Consider the following 17,291-nt stretch of genomic DNA (forward strand, 5'->3'; position numbering starts at 1 on the left):
ACGGCGCGACGTGTCGGGTCACGGGGTTGACACTTCGTGTCTCGACCGTGGTGCCGTCGCTGCCCGGGGGGGTTGGTGGCGTAAGGGTCTCGCGCATCCTTGCCGTAGGAACGGGTGCCGGAAAGCCAGACCGGGGCCGGCGGTCACGATGACGTTCGCGGCGAGCGCCTCCTCGATGTTGACCATCAGGTCGAGCGGCGAGCGTCCGGTAGCCGCGGCCAGGTCGCGTACGGCGAACTCGTTGCCCAGTGCCGCGGCCACGCGCAGTACCTGCCGGGTGTCCTCGGAGAGGAGATCCAGGGTGGTGCGGACGACCGCAAGTAGCCGCTCGTACACCTCGGCCGTGACCGGCTCGTCGATGTCGGCCCTGCCCCCGTCGAAGTGGATCGCGCCGCGGCACATCAGCTCACTGATCATCGTCCGGGCGCAGCGCGGATTGCCGCCGGAGAACGAAACCGCATTCTGCAATCGTGGCCCTATCGGGGCGCCGACCACGGTGCTGACCAGCTGTTCCATGTCGTGCGGTGGCAGGACCTGCAGCCGCAGCGTGTGCCCCCGCCAGGTCTGCACCCGGTGGCGCAACAGGGCCAACTCCCGGCGACCGGACTCGGGGCGGGCGGCGGCGACCAGCAGCAGCGGCAACCGCCGGGTCACGGTGAAGAGCCGGTTCCAGAGCAGGAGGCTTAGATCGTCGGCCCACTGCATGTCGTCGATCATGAGGACCAGCGGGGCTACAGCGCACCTCGACCGGACGTACCTGAACAGCCGGTCCGCAGCCTCGTTGATCCCCGCTTCGGTCGTCGGTGCGGCGTGATGCAGGTCGGCCGACGTGGGATCGATGCCGAGCGCCCGGGTGACGACCCGCAGCGGCGCGTGCCGGTCCAGTTCGTCGGCGACTGCCCAGGCAAGCTGGCAACCCGTGTCGGCGGCCCCGGCGAACACGGCGGTCAGCAGCCCGGTCTTCCCGATGCCGGCGTCGCCCTCCAGCCACACAGCCGCTCCCTTGCCCCGGGCGACGGCGTCGAGCAGGCCGTTCAGGCGCTCGAACTCACGAGCCCGGCCGACCGGCGGTCGCGAGCCCGTCCCGGTCCGATGGGCGCGGACCACCGTCGGCGGCACCACCGGCGATGCGGGCACCGGACTGTCGGGCTCGGCCGCCGGTACGGTCGGCCCAGCCAGGACCCGCAGATGCAGTTCACGTAGGGCGGGGCCGGGCTCGACGCCCAGCTCGGTCTTGATGGTCCGGCGTGCGGTGTTGAACACCTCCAGCGCCTCGACGTGTCGGCCGGCGCGGTCCAGGGCATCCATCAGCAGCTCGTACAGCGGCTCGTGTAGCGGATGGTGGCGGACCATGTTCATCAGCTCGGCAACCAGGCTGTCGTCGCCGAGTTTCAGCATGAGGCGGGCACGCTGCTCGATCGCGGCGAGCCGGCGCTCAGCCAGGTAAACCTGCTTCGTCTCGGCCCAATGGCCGGACAGTCCGTCGTACGCCTCGCCGTGCCACTGCCCTAATGCCTCGTCCAACTTCGCCGCGGCCGATGTGGGGTCCCCGTCGGCGTCCAGCCGGCTGGCCTCGGCACAGAGCCGCTCGAACCGCGCGCTGTCCAGGTCATCCCCGGCGATGGTGAGCCCGTAACCGGTCGGACCGGAGCTGAGGATCTCCGTGCTTCTGCCGCAGGCGCAGGCCGTTTCCAGACTCCGCCGCAACCCCGAGACGTAGGTGTACACGCTGCCCGCCGCGGTGGCGGGCGGGAAAGCGCCCCACACCGCCTCGATGAGTTCGTCCCGACGGACCGGCCGGTTGGGACGTGCCGCGAGTACCGCGAACAGGGTGCGCTGGCGGGTCGGACCGAGCTTCACCTCGCGGTCCCCGATCCAGGCCCGGACCGGGCCGAGGACCGAAACGCGCAGCCTGTGGTCACATGCAGTCGACACTCGTCCTCCCGGCTCATCGATGCCGGAACCGACACGGTGGCGACCCGACAGCGCTAACCTCGATCCGGCAGAGGGTTTTGATCCCCGGCCATCCGTTTCGGCTTGACCGTTCTGTCGCTCCTGGTGGGCGTGGGTTTGCCGCGTTTCGCTGCGGGGCGCCGGTTACCCCGCCCGGGGCTTGTCCTCGTGCTGGTAGGGGTGGCATGGGTGGGTCGGGTGGCCGGCGAAAGCGATCTCGCTGCCACCCGTGCTTCCACTCGGCCAGTCGATGTCGATGTGGTAGCGGCCCTGCCGTCCGCCTCAGACGAGTGCCCAGGTGATGAGATTCTCTACGGTGGCGACGTGGTCCCCGGCAACCCCGAGAGCACGGACTGGACCATTGCGTCCAGGTTAGGCGCGCGTGGCGTCGGTCGGCAAGCCTTGCCGACCATCGGTGGCCTGGAGCACAGCAGCATGCCCAAGGATCATGACGCTGCACCCCTATCCGACGGATGTCTCCAAGCATTGCGCGCTGGACTATGGGGTCCATATTGCATGGCTAAGGGATGCCTCGTAACTCCGTGATGGTCCATCGTGGATAGCGTCGGGGCGCAGGTGATCTCGGCGGCTCGCCCGAGGTGATCATCCCCGTACCACAAGCCCGCCGGCGGCAGCGAGTTACCCAACTGGAAGGCCGACCTCAACAAGCAACACCGCAGGAACCGGGCGCAGGCCGAACACGCCCTGGCCCGCATGAAGACCTTCAAAATCCCGCGGAACTACCGCCGTGCCGCCAGCACATTGACCGACACCGCCTCCGGCATCGCGCGAACCTTCCTCATGGTTCTGATCACGGCTGGCAGGCAGGTTCGTACCCGGTACAGGTGCGGCAACCGCACCAACGGCCTTGTGCCTCTCGTCCCGCGGCCGGATGGCCGGCGTGATCACGGATGGCACGGTTGCCGCTGGCAGTCCGCCCACAATCGTCAGTTGCTGCCCGATCACCGAGTCGGTTCGGCTTGGTATCAAGCGGGATATCGAGTTCCGCACAGAACAGACATGCTCGCTGGACGGCCAGAGCCGTCAGCCTGAGTCGGATGTCCGGGCCGATCCTGGGCTCCGCCCGCTCCAGCAGCAGCCCCGCGAGGGCCTCGTCCCGCCGCGCGAATCGCTCCAGGTGCTCGTCGATCCACCTGTCGACCCAGCCATTCTGTGCCCCCTGGCTCCGCCGTAGTCGGGCGGTCAACTCGTCCACCGTGCGGCCGGTTCCGAAGATCCTGTCGACGACATGCCGGTGCAGCACCATCCGCAGGGCTGGCGGCATGCCAGCGTGCAGGGCCTGAGCCACGACCCTGTGCCGGAAGCGTGGCTGTGCACCCTCACGGGTCAAGATGCCTACGGCATGAGCTGGGGCCAACGCGCGATGCAACTGTTCGACGGGGCGGCCGATCACCGCAGCCACTTCCTCGATCGTGCAGTCGTCGCCTAGACAGGCGAGCGCACGCAGCACGATCCGAGTCTCCTCGCCGAACGAAGCAAGGTGCCGATCGATCGCGGCGATGACCGGCGCCGGCATGCCGAACGCGAGGTCGTCATATGTCATCCCGGCCGCCAGGGCGAGGTGCCGAAGGTAGTACGGGTTACCGCCGGCGTCGTCGACCAGGCACGACAGTTCCCGGGGTGTCGGTACGGCCGGGCTGAGCAGGCGAACGAGCGTGGCGGACTCGTCCCGGGTCAGCCCGGCGAGGATCACCTCGGCCAGGTGTACGGCGCGCAGGTTGTCGAGTCGACGGTCGTCGGTGGCCGGGGTACTGGCACTGATGAGCAGGAGCGGCAACTCCCGGGTGAGCGTGTGCAGCTCGGTCCAGACACGTAGTGTCGCGTCGTCCGCCAGTTGCAGGTCGTCGATGACCAGGACCAACGGCCTCGCAGCCAGCTCGCGGACCACCTCGACCGCTCGGACCGTCGGTGCGGTCGCTTCGCCCTCATCCGCCTCGGGACGATCCGCGAGCCGCCGCCGGACACGTTCACGGCCCTCGTCGTCGCAGATCGCCGACTCGACGCACTCGGACAGCACGCCGAGGGGTACCCGCCGGATCAGTTCGTCGCCGCTGCTCCAGCCAATCCGTACGCCCGCCGTGTCGGCGTCCCAGAGCGCGGCGTCAAGCAGCGCCGACTTGCCCATGCCGGGGGTGCCCTTGAGCCAGATACTGCGGCCCTTGCCGGCGGTGACGTCGGCCACCGCGTTGCGTAACAGGCGCAGTTCGGCCTTCCGCCCCACGAGCTGCGTCCGTTCCGGTGCCACCGATCGCACGAGCCCGCCCGCCAAAGTTATCGCACCGGGACCGACCCGGACCTGCTCACGTAGCGCACGCATCATCGCACTCGGCTCGGTACCGGTCTCCTCCACAAGCAGTGTGGCGAACTCGTCGTACGCCGCGAGCGCCTCGGGCCGGCGACCGGCCGCGCGCAGCGCCGTCATCAGCGTGGCGTGCAGGTTCTCCTGCAGGCGATGCGAGCGCGTCCACGGTCGCAGCCGCTCGACCGCGTCCTCGGGACGCCCACGCTCGATCAGGAGTGCGGCGTGGCGCACGACGCTGGCGAGTCGCAGTTCCGCCAGACGCACTCGCTGGGCCTGCGCGTACGGACCGGGTACGTCGGTTAGCGCGTCGTCACGCCAGAGCCCGACCGCCGCCTCCAGAGCCGCGAGTTCGGCCGCGTAATCGCCGGACGCGCGGTGTCCACGGGCCTCCTTCCGCAGTGACTCGAAGCGGAACACGTCCACGGAGCTCGCGGGCACGTGCAGGCGATAAGCACCGCCTTCGGAAACGAGCAGCTGCCCCGTGGTCCGGCGCTCACGGTTCGGCTCAAGAATCTGACGCAGAGAGGATATGTGGGTGTAGACGTTGCCGACCGCCTTGGCGGGTGGATCATCGCCCCAGACTGCGTTCACGAGCTGGTCGCGGGTGACTCCGTGGTTGGCGTTCAGCGCCAGCACGCTGAAGATCGCGGTGCGCTGGTTCGACCCGAGGCCCACCTCGGCTCCGTCCCGCCGGACCCGTACCGGGCCGAGCAGACACAGCTCCAAGCCTCTGTTTTCTGCCGTCATGGCTTTCCTCGTCGCCGCGGATCGCTCCCTGGCGGCGGAACGTGCGACCTCGTTCCCCCACCTCACTAACGTCCCCGTCAGATGCATTCCGCCCCGCCCCGCCACCGGCTTTCCCCGGACCAGTGGCCAGGACCGGTTTCCCCGCACGATCCACCGTCGCGCCGGCACCCCGAACTCGACACATCTGTCCCGAATATTTCATAGCTGGCCTACGCCCAGATTCCAAAGTGGACGTGACGTGACTAATAGACCGGGGAACGGCCTTTGTGGAATGTGCTCCACCGTGGGTGACGAGCAATGACGGTCCGTGGTCAACCGGGTAGAAGGGATGGGAGCTTCGGGCAGTTTCCTGCTGTTGCTCTTCCGTCAGTTGGTCGCGGGTTGGTGGACTGACGGAAGCACCGGGAGTCCGGGGCACTGACAACCGAGGAGGGCAAGTTGACGGGTGAGATCGCGCCTCCATCGTTCGCCGGTGACCTGTTCCTGGCCTTGGCCGCCGAGGGTCGGCTCGTGGTTGACGCGGCGTGGGCCGACGACATGATCACCACACTGGAGCAGACGCGCTCGATCCTCAGGCAACGCCTCCGGGCCGTTCGAGGCTGGCAGTCGCCATCCGGCCGGGGAGTCTGCGAGCTGACCCAGGGGGTGGTCGATGCGTTGTTCATCGACCAACTGGCGCCCGGCCGGCTGGAGGAGTCGATCACCGAGCTCGCCAAGTACGCCGAGGCGCTGCGCCTTGCCCGGTGTGTGCCGCACCCTGGCGAACAGTAGTGACCCAGGCCGAAACCCCGCCGGCCGACGGCTGGGCACGTTCGGCGCTGCGATCTCTACGATCCGACGGCCCTGCCGTGATGGGTGTGGAGATTCTGTGAAGGCCTCCTCCGGAGACTCGTTGGGTCGAACCAATGAACCGGAGGAAGCTGTGGAACAGGTTCGGGTGGCAGTGCATGCGACCGACGCGCTTAGCTACGCAGGTCTGTCCAGCTATCTGGGGTCACGACCGGAAGTGGTCCTACTACGCCCCGCTCAGCATGGTGAGGCGACGGTCCTGGTTATGTCCGTCGAGCGGCTCACCACCGACGCCGCCATGCTTCGCCGCGCCTCGACCGAGCTCGGCGTCCCCGTGGTCCTCGTCACCAGTGAGATCAACGAGACCGAGTTGCTCACCGCCGTGGAATGCGGGGTCGTCGCGATCCTGCCTCGGTCCGCGGTGACCGCCGAGCGCCTCGCGCACAGTGTGCTGGCCGCGGCCAAGGGCCAAGGGGTGATGCCGCCGAACCTGGTCGGCGAGTTGCTCAAGCACATTGAGCGACTGCAACGCGACGTGCTCGCGCCGAACGGTCTGAACGCCTCCGGGCTGACCCCGCGCGAGATCGACGTGCTCCGGCTGATGGCCGACGGGCTCGACACCAACGAGATCGCCGGCAAGCTGTGCTACTCGGAACGGACCGTCAAGAACGTCATCTACGGCATTACAAACCGCCTCAAGCTGCGCAACCGTTCACACGCGGTCGCCTACGCACTGCGTTCCGGCATCATCTGACAAAACCTTCCGCTACCCGCAGTACCGACGTACGTCAGGCGGCCGGCGCGAGCGTGCGCGGCAGCACGTCCCGCGCGCGCGCCGGGCCGGGCGCCGCTCGACCGCACCCGGCTGGCGTGCGTTCTCGTCCGCCCGCTTACGGCCGCCGGCACCGAGGCACACCGTTGACCTGACCTTTGACCAGGTCGTCCTGCGCGTCCTCGGGCCACCGCCTCAATGCCCAGGTGCTCGCCCTGGCGGCCGGTGAGCACGCAGACGGCACCTGCTCTCGGCAGCTATCGGCGCCACTTCTGGTTAATGCCGCCGTTGCATTGCCAGAGCTGCAGGTGGGTACCGTTGGCGGTGCCTCCGTCGATCACGTCGACGCAACGGTCCGCTGTGACGTAGACCAGGTCATACGACTTCTTGAGAACGAACTGCTGAGATGCGGCGCCGCTGCAGGTGGTGAGCCGGATCCGTGTACCGTTCTCGCTCCGGCCGCCGTCCGCGGTGAGGCACTTGCCCAGTGCCCGCGCGGTGCCATCGGCGGCGAACGTCCATTTCTGACCCGCGCTGCCGTTGCAGCTCCAGATGCTCACCGACACATCTCCGCCGGCCGCCTCGCTCGGGGCGGTGAGGCACTTGTTGTTACCGAACCAGTGGACCTCGGCGCCGGGCACCGGCTGGGGCCGAGCCGGCTCGGGGCTCGATGGCGTGGGCCGCTCCGACGGGGCACGTGCGGCTACAGTCGGCATCGGTGTCGGCCCCTGTCCCGAGCCGACCGGCCGAGTCGGACTCGCACTCGGACCCGGGGTCGTCCTGGCCGTGCCGGCCGGCCGGAAGCTCTCCTTGATCAGCCGGAACGCGGTCTGGTTCTCATCCCACGTCGCGTCCGGCACCGACCACAGAATGTCGTACGCCTGGTCGGCGCTCGTGGCGAACCTTCGCTCGATGGCGTGCATCCGCTCGCCGTTCTCGCCGGTGTAGGTCCACTCCCAGTCGGCGGCCCGCAGGTAGTAGTCGACCGCGGCGATACGCACCCGGTGATAGTCCCGGTACCGCTCCGTGTCCGGCCGCGATTTCTCCGCTGACTTCCAGGCGGCCACCAGGTCGGACTCAGGTGCCCGCGACTGACTCACCGTAAGCGTGTCGCCACCGCTCTGCGAGCGGAACTCGACCCGCTGCCCTTCGCGATGTACCAGCCACGTACTCGGCACCAGCACGCGAAAGCCCGTGTTGTCCAGGTAGTCACGCCAGTCGGCCATCGGTTGCGCGTCTGCGGCGAGCGGGGCGTCGCGCATGACGCTCGGGGAACTTCCCGGCACCGCCACCGCCGACCCCGCATCGGAGATGCCGAACACGTCGGCCCGAACCAGCAGCACGCTGACCACGAATGCCACCACCACCCCGGCGAGCCACCAGCGTCGCGTCGTGGTGAAGACGGGCGCCTTGCCGCCGCCACCGCTGGGGTGGGTGTCGCCGCTCACTCCCACCGGGTCGGACGCAGGGCTCGACGCGTTCGCCGCAAGGCCAGGGCTCGACGCGTCCGATGCCGGGGTCGCGGTGGTCGCCGTACCGGCGGTTCGGTGCAGCAACCGCTCCGTCTCCGCCATGCTGAGTCGCTCCGACGGCTCGCGGCGCAGCAGGCCGTCGAGCACGGCCGCCAGCGGGCCCGCCTGCTTCGACTTCGGTGGATCCTCGGTCGCGAGCGCGGCTAGCGTCGCGATCGACGACGAGCGGTCGTAGGGTGGCTTCCCTTCCACGGCGGCGTAGAGCGTCGCACCGAGCGACCAGAGGTCGGCCTCCGGTCCCACCGCTCCGCCGGTGGCTCGCTCCGGCGCGAGGTACGCCGGGGACCCGACCACCATCCCGGTACGAGTGACAGCGGGATCGTCGGATCCGATGGCCAGCCCAAAGTCGGTGAGCACCACGTGATTGTTCGCACCGAGCAGCACGTTGGCCGGTTTGACGTCCCGATGCAGCACCCCCGCGCGGTGTGCGGCCTGCAACGCCGCCAGCACGCCCAGCCCGATCTCCGCGACCCGCTCCGGCCGCATCGGCCCCTCAGTCGCGAGAACCTGGTGCAGCGAGCGGGACGGCACGAGCTCCATCACTATCCACGGTTTGGCATCGACACGTATCACATCGAAGACGCGGACCACGTTGGACTGGTTGAGCCGGGCGATGGACCTCGCTTCGCGCAGGGAACGCTCGCGCAGTTCGCGGCGTAGTTCATCGGTCAGTCCGGGCGGAAACACCAGCTCCTTGATAGCGACGTCCCGGTTCAGCATTTCATCGCGGGCTTTCCATACACGGCCCATGCCGCCCTGGCCGAGCGGTTCCAGCAGCCGATACCGATCCGCGATCAAATGGTGAGGCGTGTCAGGCACTGTGTCGGGCACACGCCAGACACTACTGCCATGAATATCGCTACCAGCAAGTATGATCCCGCGCGAGACAGTCCAGTTGGGAAGATCACATCGAATATCGAGTCGCGCGAGCTATTCGTGGTTCATCCGCCTACAGCGCCGAGTGGACCGCGCGGTTCTCGCCCACCATGCCGCACAGACCCGCACCCGGTGCGGTGCCGCGTCGGACTGTCAGATCATGCCGGTGGCCCGGCGGCCGCGGAGGCCAGGGTCCGCGAACATGGGCCGACAAGCCCGGCGCGGTCACACAGCTTGCGTTGCCGCGCCGGGTCGTCGGTGGCCCGCACCCGCTGCCTGCCGTCGCGTGCTGGGCTCCCGGCTCGCCGGGAGCGGCCGGGGGTCGAGCCGGTGCGGCGTCAGGCAGGTGTGCTGACGAGGTGCTCCCCGCCATTGCTGGTCGGCTGGTTCGCGATCAGCGGCGAAGCGTCAGTCACCCAGCGAACGACCAACGCTCAGCGAAGTTCCCGGTAAGGAACATGGCGGCACCGCGTCTCAGCCTTCCACCAGTCGCATCACACGCGACGACCTCGCGTCTGATGCGACCACCTCGGACCTACGCCATCAGTGCGGACTGAATTTGATGGCGGCCTCCTGGCCGTCGAACCACGCCGCCTCACGCAAGATCGACATGATCCGCTGCTGCCCCTCAGGGTCTTGCCGATCGATGAACAACACGCCGTCAAGGTGATCGGTCTCGTGTTGAACACAGCGCGCGAGCAGCCCCGACCCGACGATCTGCACGGGGTCACCGTAAACATTGAAGCCGGCAGCAACCACGTTCATTCGACGCTTCGTATCGAGGTAGACGCCGGGAATGGAGAGACATCCCTCCATGCCGTCCTGCTCGTCCTCATTCGGAAAGCTCAACACCGGATTGACCAGGTGGTCGAGCTTGCCATCGGAAAGCTCGGGATGAATGGCAAAGACCCGCAGTCCCACACCGAGTTGAGGCGCGGCCAGGCCCGCGCCCCTGCTGTCAGCCAAGGTCTCCTGCAGGTCCTTGACGAGCCGGCGCAGCTCCGCATCAAAAGCTTCGACGGGCTTTGCCGCCTGACGCAACACGGGGTCACCAACGGTTCTGATCGGAAGAACGGTCATATCTATGACAACAACCCGACACTCCGGCACTTCCCGTCCACCCGGGACGACGCTCATGGCCCTCGTCACGCCCAACACCCCGGTCGGGAGCCGGTCACGGCTGGGGTAAGCGGGCGGCCAACTCCACCGACAGCACCCGTCGCAGGGCCCCACCTTCGCCTTCGCGCCGATAGGCGTGCTCGGTGGGGTCGGTGATCGACCGGCGGATGAGCAGCCAGCGGGTGAATCCGTGGTCGGCGGTGCCGGTGTCGGGCAGGGTGGCCACGGCCCAGTCGAACAGACGGGGTCCGTTGGCGCCGGCGCCGCAGCTGCGCCGCTTCCACGCGGGGGCAGGGGCCGCGGCGGCCAGTTCGTCGGCACGGGCGCTGCCGCCGTCGGTCGGGATCTTCTGGTTGCCGGCCACGGCCAGGACGTAGCTCATACGGCGGCTCTGCAGCCAGAGCCGGAACTTGCTGTCCTTGCCGTAGGCCTCATCGGCGGTAACCCACCGGGCCGGCAGCCCCGCGTCCAGCGCGCGGCGCAGCATCTGCAACCCCAGCGCCGGCTTGGTCGCGAACCCGCACCTTCGCCGGTATGGCGGCTTCGGTCCGCCGGGGATATCCAGCCCCGTGGGCTCCAGCACCCAGAGGCTTGTTTGCTTGCGCAACTCGCCTTGCCTTGCCTTGCTGGCCAGCTTCGTGGCTCGACCGCGCCATGGCCGTGTAAGTCACGGGACACCACGGCAGGTGCGAGCGGATGGTAGGCGGTGTGGAACTCGTATACCCCTGTCCGTGCTGCGGCTACCGGACGATGAGCGGAGCGCCGGGCAGTTACGGCATCTGCCCGGTCTGCTGGTGGGAAGACGACATCCTTCAGTTACGTTGGCCACAGCTTGCCAGCGGCGCCAACAAGGTCTCACTCATCGAGGGCCAGCGGGACTTCGCGCATACAGGCGCCTGCACCGAATTACCGCTGGGGGTCGAGCTTGCCGACACGAACGACTATGACCGCGAACCGCACTGGCGCCCGATCGACCTCGGCCGCGACACCTTCGAACCGACCCTCTGCCAGCTCGCACCGTGGCCGGACGATCTGACCGTCTTGTACTGGTGGCGCTACCGCGATGCCGGCGCCTGGCGTAGACAGTGACTGGATCCCTCGCCCGCCGCCTCCTCGAGCCCATGGCGGGCGGCAGATTCGACCCGATGACCCTTGACCCCCAGGCAACCAATACGGCGTGCTGACCTGCGCTCTCAGCTGCACCTAGCTGAGGAAGCTCTCCACCGGAGTCCGTGGCCGTCCACCGCTGCTCGTACCCGTCGTCACCCAGATAGTCACTCAGCCATTACTGGGGCTGGAGATCCCCCGTTCCGCGAAGGACGCTGCGACGTCATCGAAGACCCTGACGGCAAGGTCCGGCTGCGCGACGGCATCTAACAGCGGCAGTCCCAGCTGGGGGTCGTACCCGGGTAGGCCCGTGACCGCCTGGACAGCTTCACCGAGTCGATACATCGCCGTGACGATCGCCCGGGCACCCCCACCTCGGTACCAGTAGGGAATTGTGATCCCAGCTGCTTCTGCGTAGTAGCTGAGCTGCATGCCGGTCGACTCGTGGCTCAGCTCGTAGTCGTGGGCCCCCTCGAAGACGGAAATCTCACCGAGCACTTGCCGCGCCGCCGCCACCAGTCGGGACCAGCTCTCGCCGCTTTGGCGCTCGTCGATGTCGGCCTCCTCTGCCCCGTCCAACGCGTCATCCCAGGACTGGTCGTCGCTTCGAGGCACGAAGATCAGGTCATAGCTCATGGCGATGGACCGTACATCCATCCAACCTGTCCGGGAGTGCGCCCGGACCGTCAGTTTGGAAGGTGCCTTGCGTCGACCTGTCGGGCGGCTTGGGCTATGCGCTGAACGGCCGTATCGCTGGTCGAGCAAGGCCGATCGCTGAGGTTGGAGCCGTGCCGCGTGCCCCTGTTAGCCGGTGTTGACCGCTGCATCGGGCACGCCTCGGGCACGGCGACCACGGGGGCGTGCGCTGTATCGTCACCCAGTTGGGCACTCAGCCGTCGTCAAAGAGGAAACCGTCGGCCGCATCAACCTCCGCACCAAGTTCGAAGTTGTGGCTCGCTATCAGGGAGGTTGTAGCGGCGGAGGAGCATGGCCACCATCGCCCCTCTCTGCAGGATGTTGCTGCGCAACAGCGTTGAGAGCGCTCGTTGCTGGACCACCGTGAGGTCGTCGACTTCCGCACCGTCCGGCAACGGCTCGGGGAACGCGGCATCTAATAGAGCCGTCAGCAGAGTGAAGTTGTCTGTGGCGGGGTCAGCGGCGACCGCCCTCTCGGCCAGCACATCGATGCGGTCTCCGGCGACTTCGGGACTCAGGTCTGCAATCGTCAGGGTTGCCATGCCGGCCATGTCCCCTTCGAAGAAGGGCCAGTGGGGAACGGGTGCGACGGCCCCGAAGAGGCACGAGTAGAGATCCCCGACCAGGGATCGGTCCGGATGCCTCAACATCCGCGACAGGCCCAACACCGCCGACCAGCGCTCCGCACGGTTGGTGCTGTCTCGGCGAGTTGAGAGCGCACCAATGAGTGCTTCGCTGCCGTTGGGGCAACTCAGGCCAGCCGCGACGCAGCCAGTTGCCGCGACGATCGGTTCAGGCTCCCGCCGGATCAGATCGGCCAACGCTGGGCCGACCAAGCCCTCTTCCTCAGGGAACCAAGCGAGCAGATAAGCGGCGTACAGCCGGACCGCAGCCTCGGGCGCCTTCAGCGCTGCCACGTAGACAGGAACGCCAGCCCGCACAGCGTCATACGCCGCGATCGTCCAGCGTTCCTCGTCGCGGTCTGCCTCGACGTCTCGCCATTGGGCGCGCCGTTCCCGTGCGCTGCGCTCCTCCTCATTTGCTGCCGCTGTGACCCAGGCCCAGTGCTCCGCCTCCAACTGCTCTCGGCTCAACGGTGCGCGGCGCCGCACTTCAGCCCTCATCTCTGCCGGATCAGAACGGTCGCTGAGCCAGGAACTCTCGTCGCCCACCGCGATCGCCGCCAACACCTGGCAGGCAGCAAAACGGTCCGGGGCCGACGGATCAGCAACAATATCGATCAAGTGAGGGGCCACCACAGCACTCGCCTCGTACCGGGACCCCTGATGCCCGAGCAGATCAACGAGGTCACTGTATGCGCCTTGGCGAGCCTGCTTGCTGTCCGATCTAACGGATCGTAGTAGCCCTGGGATCTCGATGGCCGGACCGTAGGCGTGGCTCACCGACGACCAATCGACTTCTTCAGCAGGAATCGAGCGCTGCGACATCCGATCACCATAGGCGCGGGAAGCCGCCGGTGCTGACAGCCCTAGCCCCAGGCGGGACTCCACCCCGATGCTCCTATGGATGTCAACCCAGCGACGCCTTGACCCCCAGGCAACCAACAACGGGCTCTTACCTGCCGTTACGTCGTCGCTGAGCCGCCGAACAGTCCTTCGGAGTCCGTGGACGTCCGCAGGTGTCCGCGCCGATCGTCTCCCAGTTGGTCACCCGCCAGGGCCGTCTTGGTTTTAGTCGGGTAGACGTGGGTCGGCGAGGAGGACGACCCGGTCAGCCTCGACGTCGAACCCGAGGACCGGATGATGGTAGTCGCTCTCGGGAGCCATCAAGACCGACTTGCCGAGCCTGCGCCCGATCGCTGCAAAGAACCCGCACAGCATGTCCAGCCGCTCCTGGCCTTGCAGCTCCCGCAGGTCGATATCGAAGTCGATCTCACCCACAGAATATGGCCAGAAGTTAACCTGGACGGCAGGGACCGGCCACACCCGCAAAATCGGCAACTCAGCGCCAGCAGGCCGCGCTAGCACATCAGTTGCTGGAGGAAGCGGTACGACGGCGTTACCCACTGAGTACTCCCACTTCCAGCCCTGCGTCTGGACCAGGTCGAACACCGCCTGCCAGTCCTCCACCGAAGCATCTTCGACACACACGTCTGGCAACGCACCCATCAGGTTCGGGTCGAAGAAGTTCTTGACGTCGTCCCACACAAGCTCAGGCACTCCGTCATGCTGGCTGACCGGCGGTGATGACGCAGCCCTTATTGCGTCGGGCACCATCGGGCGCGCCCACAGACCGCGCGCTTTTGCCATCCCGATGCTCCTATGGAGGTCAAGGGGTGAGGGTGGCGCGGGCCCTTACCGTCTCGCGCGCACGGGGTGGGCAGCGTCCGTGCCCGCGGGGAGTGTCTTTGAGGTGTTGCCAGCAGGAACAGCGGCTCGCGGCGGTGGGCGGCGCCGATGTCGGATGCGCGTCGGCAGAGCCAGCGCGTGTCATACCTAATCGCGGTCAGGTCGGCGTGGACGACGTCGAGGCCGCGTCGGCTCAGTGCGGCGACGTTTTCCACGAAGACGAGCGCGGGTCGAAGTGCCGAATGGCGTCGGCGATCCTGGTCCAGAGGCTGCTCGCTGGTGATGCAGGCGCGTTTACCGGCGTTGCTGATGTCCTGGCAGGGAATCCGGCGGTGACGATGTCGACCGGGGCGGCGCGGGTCCAGTCGACGGTGCGGATGTCTCCGAGGTTGGGCACACCGGGCCAGTGGCGGGCCAGGACGGTGCGCGCGTGTCGGTCGATCTCGCCTACCAGGTGCGTCGGCCGCCGAGCACCAGCTTGACGGCCAGTCGAGTCCGCCGTGGCCGGTGCACAAGGATCCGATGCGTGGTGAGGCCTGTTGGTCAATGACGCACCTCCGGACCGTTGACGGGACCGGCCGCGACACATGTGGCGTTGTCCAGGCTCCCTGGATTCGAGTCGATCGAGGGCGGCGGAAGATCAGCACGTCCTCGTGGGTGATCAGGTGCAGCGGGATGCCGCCGGCGCGGGCCTTGCGCACGGCCTGGAGTCGGAAACCGTCTACGCCATCACCGATCTCCACGCCCATCAAGCGAAACCAGCACAACTGGCCGCGTGGACCCGCGGGCACTGGTCGATCGAGAACAAGGTCCACTGGGTCCGCGACGTAACGACGAGGACCGCAGCCAGATCCGCACCGGCACCGGACCCGAGGTCATGGCCGCCCTGCGCAACGCCGCCATCGGCGTACTACGGACCGCCGGCATCACGAACATCGCCGCCGCCAACCGCCATCACGGCCGCGACAGCACCCGCCCGCTGGCACTACTCGGCATCCCCTGACGACTTTGCCGGGGCCCTGGTCTACGCCCTGTGGTCATCCAGGGATTGAGGGGTAGCGATGGGCTGGCTCGCGGTGTACTTTGATTAAGGGCCTGGGGGAGGCAGCGATAGGATCAAATCCTTGCGGGCTATGCCTCGAATCTGTCAATCCCACGGTTGAGGGGACATGCTCGCCAAGGTGAACAGTCGGGTTGCGCGGTCTTTCGCCGCTGACCATCCGAACTTCCGCAAACTCTGGATTGCGCAGTCCATTTCCGCCCTGGGCTCTCAGGTCACTTTTGTCGTGTTTCCGCTGGCAGCACTGTATGCGCTGGACGCCGACGCGAAGGAGGTGGGAATTCTGTCGGCGGTGGAGCGCTTACCGTTCTTGCTGTTCGGGTCCTTCGCCGGCGTCCTCATCGATCGTTGGCGGTCGCGCCGGGTGCTGATTCTCATGGACTGGATTCGGGCGGTGGCGCTGGGTTTGATCCCGGCACTGTGGCTGTCGCATACCCTCAATATCCACTGGCTGTACGGAGTCGCGTTCGCCGTGGGTGCGTGCACCGTCTTTTTCGACATCGCCTATCAGAGCACACTTACCTCACTGGTGCGGCCGACCGATCTCTTGACGGCGAACCGGTGGCTGGAGGCAAGCGGGTCGCTGGCGAATGTGTCCGGACCGGGCGTTGCCGCCGTGCTGCTCAAGGTGCTTTCGGCGCCGGTCACCATAGCCGTGGATGCGTTCTCCTTCGTGGTATCGGCGCTCTTCATCCACTCGATTCGAGCCCCCGATCCGAAACCCGTCGTCGCGCACGATGCGTCAATCTGGCAAGACTTCAAGAGTGGTCTGCGCTTCATCTTCAGTACCAGCCTTCTGAAATGGAACGTTGCCATCATCGCGATGTGGAACCTGCTGAAGAGCGGTCTTCTCGCGATCTTCTTCGTCTACCTCGCCCGGGACCTGAAGATGAGCAGCGCCAGCGCCGCGGCCCTGGTCGTTGTCGGAAGCCTCGGCTCCTTCTTGGGTGTCGCGGTGGTGGGGCGGATTACCAGGTGGTTCGGCCTGGGCTGGTGCATCGTGCTGTCCATGTGCGCAGGCAGCGTCGGCGGTGCGCTGCTGGCGGCGGCCGGCGGCTCCTCTTGGCTCGCGATCGCCGTCGTCGCCACCGGATTCGCGTTGATCAGTGCGGCTGAACCGCTATTCAACATCAATGCCATCAGTATTCGCCAGATGATCACTCCGACGCACCTCATGGGCAGAACGACCGGCTCCATGCGCTTTATGGTGTGGGGGACTCTTCCAGTCGGCGCGCTCATCGCCGGGTTCATGGGCGACGCATTAGGTGCCCGGACCACGATGGTGGTCATCGGGCTGGGATTCATCATTCCGGCAGCACTGGCGCTGATGTCGCCGTTCCGTCACGTGCGGTCAGTATCTCACCTTGTTGTCCGCGACGATTTCCAGTTGGAGCGTGAGAGCACATGATTGACATGGAGGCATATCGGGGCGCACTCGAGCAGTTGGGCCTGCACAAGGCTGCGCATCAGGACGTGACCCTGGTTGAACACATGTTCCGGGCGTGCACCATTCTCCAAGACATGAAGGCCAAGGAACAGGTCTGCCTGGCCGGACTCTTCCACGGGGCATACGGGACGGAGGGACTCCACAACGACGACGTGGAATCCATTCCGGATGAAAGACGCGTCGAGGTTCGGCAAATCGTCGGACCCGAAGTCGAGAAAATGATTTTCACGTTCTCCGTCATGAGCTACGCATCGCTCGGGAAAAGCTTCCGCAAGCTGATGCGTCCGGACGGGATTCCGGAGATCAAGGACCGGCGCACCGGCGAGGTGATCCCGCTGAGTCGTGACGAGGCCTCCGACATTCTCCGGATGAAGCTGGGCGACGTCCTGGCGCACATGCCGCCGCAGGTCGGCCACACCCTGGTAGACCTGCCGACGGAATACGCCGGGTTCTGGAGAGTGGTCGCCGAGTATTTCGGCCCGGACACGATCGAGACTTGGAACAAGTTCACGGGAGGCGCATTGTGGATCGATCCGAAGCAGAACTGATGCAGCCGACGGA

Annotated in this window: 14 protein-coding genes and 2 pseudogenes; 7 read left to right on the plus strand and 9 right to left on the minus strand. The window is 66.9% G+C overall.

Annotated elements, in window-relative coordinates:
* Positions 1 to 18: 18 nt before the first annotated feature.
* A complete protein-coding gene (locus ABZS42_RS24140) occupies positions 19 to 1,860 on the minus strand; it encodes a BTAD domain-containing putative transcriptional regulator (protein WP_355148837.1) in 1,842 nt (613 codons plus the stop codon).
* A gap of 702 nt (positions 1,861 to 2,562) precedes the next feature.
* Between ABZS42_RS24140 and ABZS42_RS24145 the strand changes: the two are divergent.
* Positions 2,563 to 2,742: pseudogene (locus tag ABZS42_RS24145) on the plus strand (IS5/IS1182 family transposase); the annotation flags it as partial.
* Positions 2,743 to 2,764: 22 nt separating this feature from the next.
* Here the strand turns inward: ABZS42_RS24145 and ABZS42_RS24150 are convergent.
* Positions 2,765 to 5,023, minus strand: a complete 2,259-nt coding sequence (locus ABZS42_RS24150; RefSeq protein ID WP_355148839.1) for a BTAD domain-containing putative transcriptional regulator — start codon at positions 5,021 to 5,023, stop codon at positions 2,765 to 2,767.
* Positions 5,024 to 5,461: 438 nt separating this feature from the next.
* Between ABZS42_RS24150 and ABZS42_RS24155 the strand changes: the two genes are divergently transcribed.
* Positions 5,462 to 5,794: a hypothetical protein gene (locus ABZS42_RS24155; protein ID WP_355148841.1), complete on the plus strand. Its 333-nt coding sequence runs from the start codon at positions 5,462 to 5,464 to the stop codon at positions 5,792 to 5,794.
* 151 nt (positions 5,795 to 5,945) lie between these two features.
* A complete protein-coding gene (locus ABZS42_RS24160) occupies positions 5,946 to 6,566 on the plus strand; it encodes a response regulator transcription factor (RefSeq protein WP_355148899.1) in 621 nt (206 codons plus the stop codon).
* 275 nt (positions 6,567 to 6,841) lie between these two features.
* On the opposite strand, the gene ABZS42_RS24165 is transcribed toward ABZS42_RS24160, so the two are convergent.
* The 3 genes from ABZS42_RS24165 to ABZS42_RS24175 all read right to left on the minus strand — a co-directional run bounded on the left by ABZS42_RS24165 (position 6,842) and on the right by ABZS42_RS24175 (position 10,718).
* Positions 6,842 to 8,935, minus strand: coding sequence for a protein kinase (locus ABZS42_RS24165; RefSeq protein WP_355148901.1), 2,094 nt, complete (start codon positions 8,933 to 8,935; stop codon positions 6,842 to 6,844).
* Between the two features lie 600 nt (positions 8,936 to 9,535).
* Entirely contained in the window at positions 9,536 to 10,072 is a 537-nt protein-coding gene (gene def, locus ABZS42_RS24170; RefSeq protein ID WP_355148903.1) for a peptide deformylase, read from the minus strand.
* A 94-nt stretch (positions 10,073 to 10,166) separates the two neighbouring features.
* The gene (locus ABZS42_RS24175) at positions 10,167 to 10,718 is read right to left on the minus strand and encodes a transposase (RefSeq protein WP_355148843.1); all 552 of its coding nucleotides are present in this window, start codon (positions 10,716 to 10,718) and stop codon (positions 10,167 to 10,169) included.
* A gap of 101 nt (positions 10,719 to 10,819) precedes the next feature.
* Between ABZS42_RS24175 and ABZS42_RS24180 the strand changes: the two genes are divergently transcribed.
* On the plus strand, positions 10,820 to 11,200 hold the full coding sequence (locus ABZS42_RS24180; RefSeq protein WP_355148845.1) for a CPCC family cysteine-rich protein: 381 nt from the start codon (positions 10,820 to 10,822) through the stop codon (positions 11,198 to 11,200).
* A 189-nt stretch (positions 11,201 to 11,389) separates the two neighbouring features.
* Here ABZS42_RS24180 and ABZS42_RS24185 read toward each other — a convergent pair whose 3' ends face one another.
* The 4 genes from ABZS42_RS24185 to ABZS42_RS24200 all read right to left on the minus strand — a co-directional run bounded on the left by ABZS42_RS24185 (position 11,390) and on the right by ABZS42_RS24200 (position 14,870).
* The gene (locus ABZS42_RS24185) at positions 11,390 to 11,854 is read right to left on the minus strand and encodes a hypothetical protein (protein WP_355148847.1); all 465 of its coding nucleotides are present in this window, start codon (positions 11,852 to 11,854) and stop codon (positions 11,390 to 11,392) included.
* A gap of 287 nt (positions 11,855 to 12,141) precedes the next feature.
* The gene (locus tag ABZS42_RS24190) at positions 12,142 to 13,362 is read right to left on the minus strand and encodes a hypothetical protein (protein WP_355148849.1); all 1,221 of its coding nucleotides are present in this window, start codon (positions 13,360 to 13,362) and stop codon (positions 12,142 to 12,144) included.
* Positions 13,363 to 13,605: 243 nt separating this feature from the next.
* Entirely contained in the window at positions 13,606 to 14,094 is a 489-nt protein-coding gene (locus ABZS42_RS24195; protein WP_355148851.1) for a hypothetical protein, read from the minus strand.
* Between the two features lie 38 nt (positions 14,095 to 14,132).
* On the minus strand, positions 14,133 to 14,870 hold the full coding sequence (locus tag ABZS42_RS24200; protein ID WP_355148905.1) for a DNA cytosine methyltransferase: 738 nt from the start codon (positions 14,868 to 14,870) through the stop codon (positions 14,133 to 14,135).
* 63 nt (positions 14,871 to 14,933) lie between these two features.
* Here ABZS42_RS24200 and ABZS42_RS24205 point away from each other — a divergent pair.
* The 3 genes and pseudogenes from ABZS42_RS24205 to ABZS42_RS24215 all read left to right on the plus strand — a co-directional run.
* Positions 14,934 to 15,226 (plus strand): annotated as a pseudogene (locus ABZS42_RS24205) (ISAs1 family transposase); the annotation flags it as partial.
* Positions 15,227 to 15,392: 166 nt separating this feature from the next.
* Entirely contained in the window at positions 15,393 to 16,691 is a 1,299-nt protein-coding gene (locus ABZS42_RS24210) for an MFS transporter (protein WP_355148853.1), read from the plus strand.
* Positions 16,688 to 17,278 carry a DUF6817 domain-containing protein gene (locus tag ABZS42_RS24215; protein ID WP_355148855.1) on the plus strand — a complete coding sequence of 197 codons (591 nt, stop codon included), beginning with the start codon at positions 16,688 to 16,690 and terminating at the stop codon, positions 17,276 to 17,278. Before ABZS42_RS24210 ends, ABZS42_RS24215 begins: the two co-directional genes overlap by 4 nt.
* Positions 17,279 to 17,291: the final 13 nt, after the last annotated feature.

The organism is Micromonospora sp. NPDC005367 (assembly GCF_040606825.1).
Taxonomy (GTDB): Bacteria; Actinomycetota; Actinomycetes; order Mycobacteriales; family Micromonosporaceae; genus Micromonospora.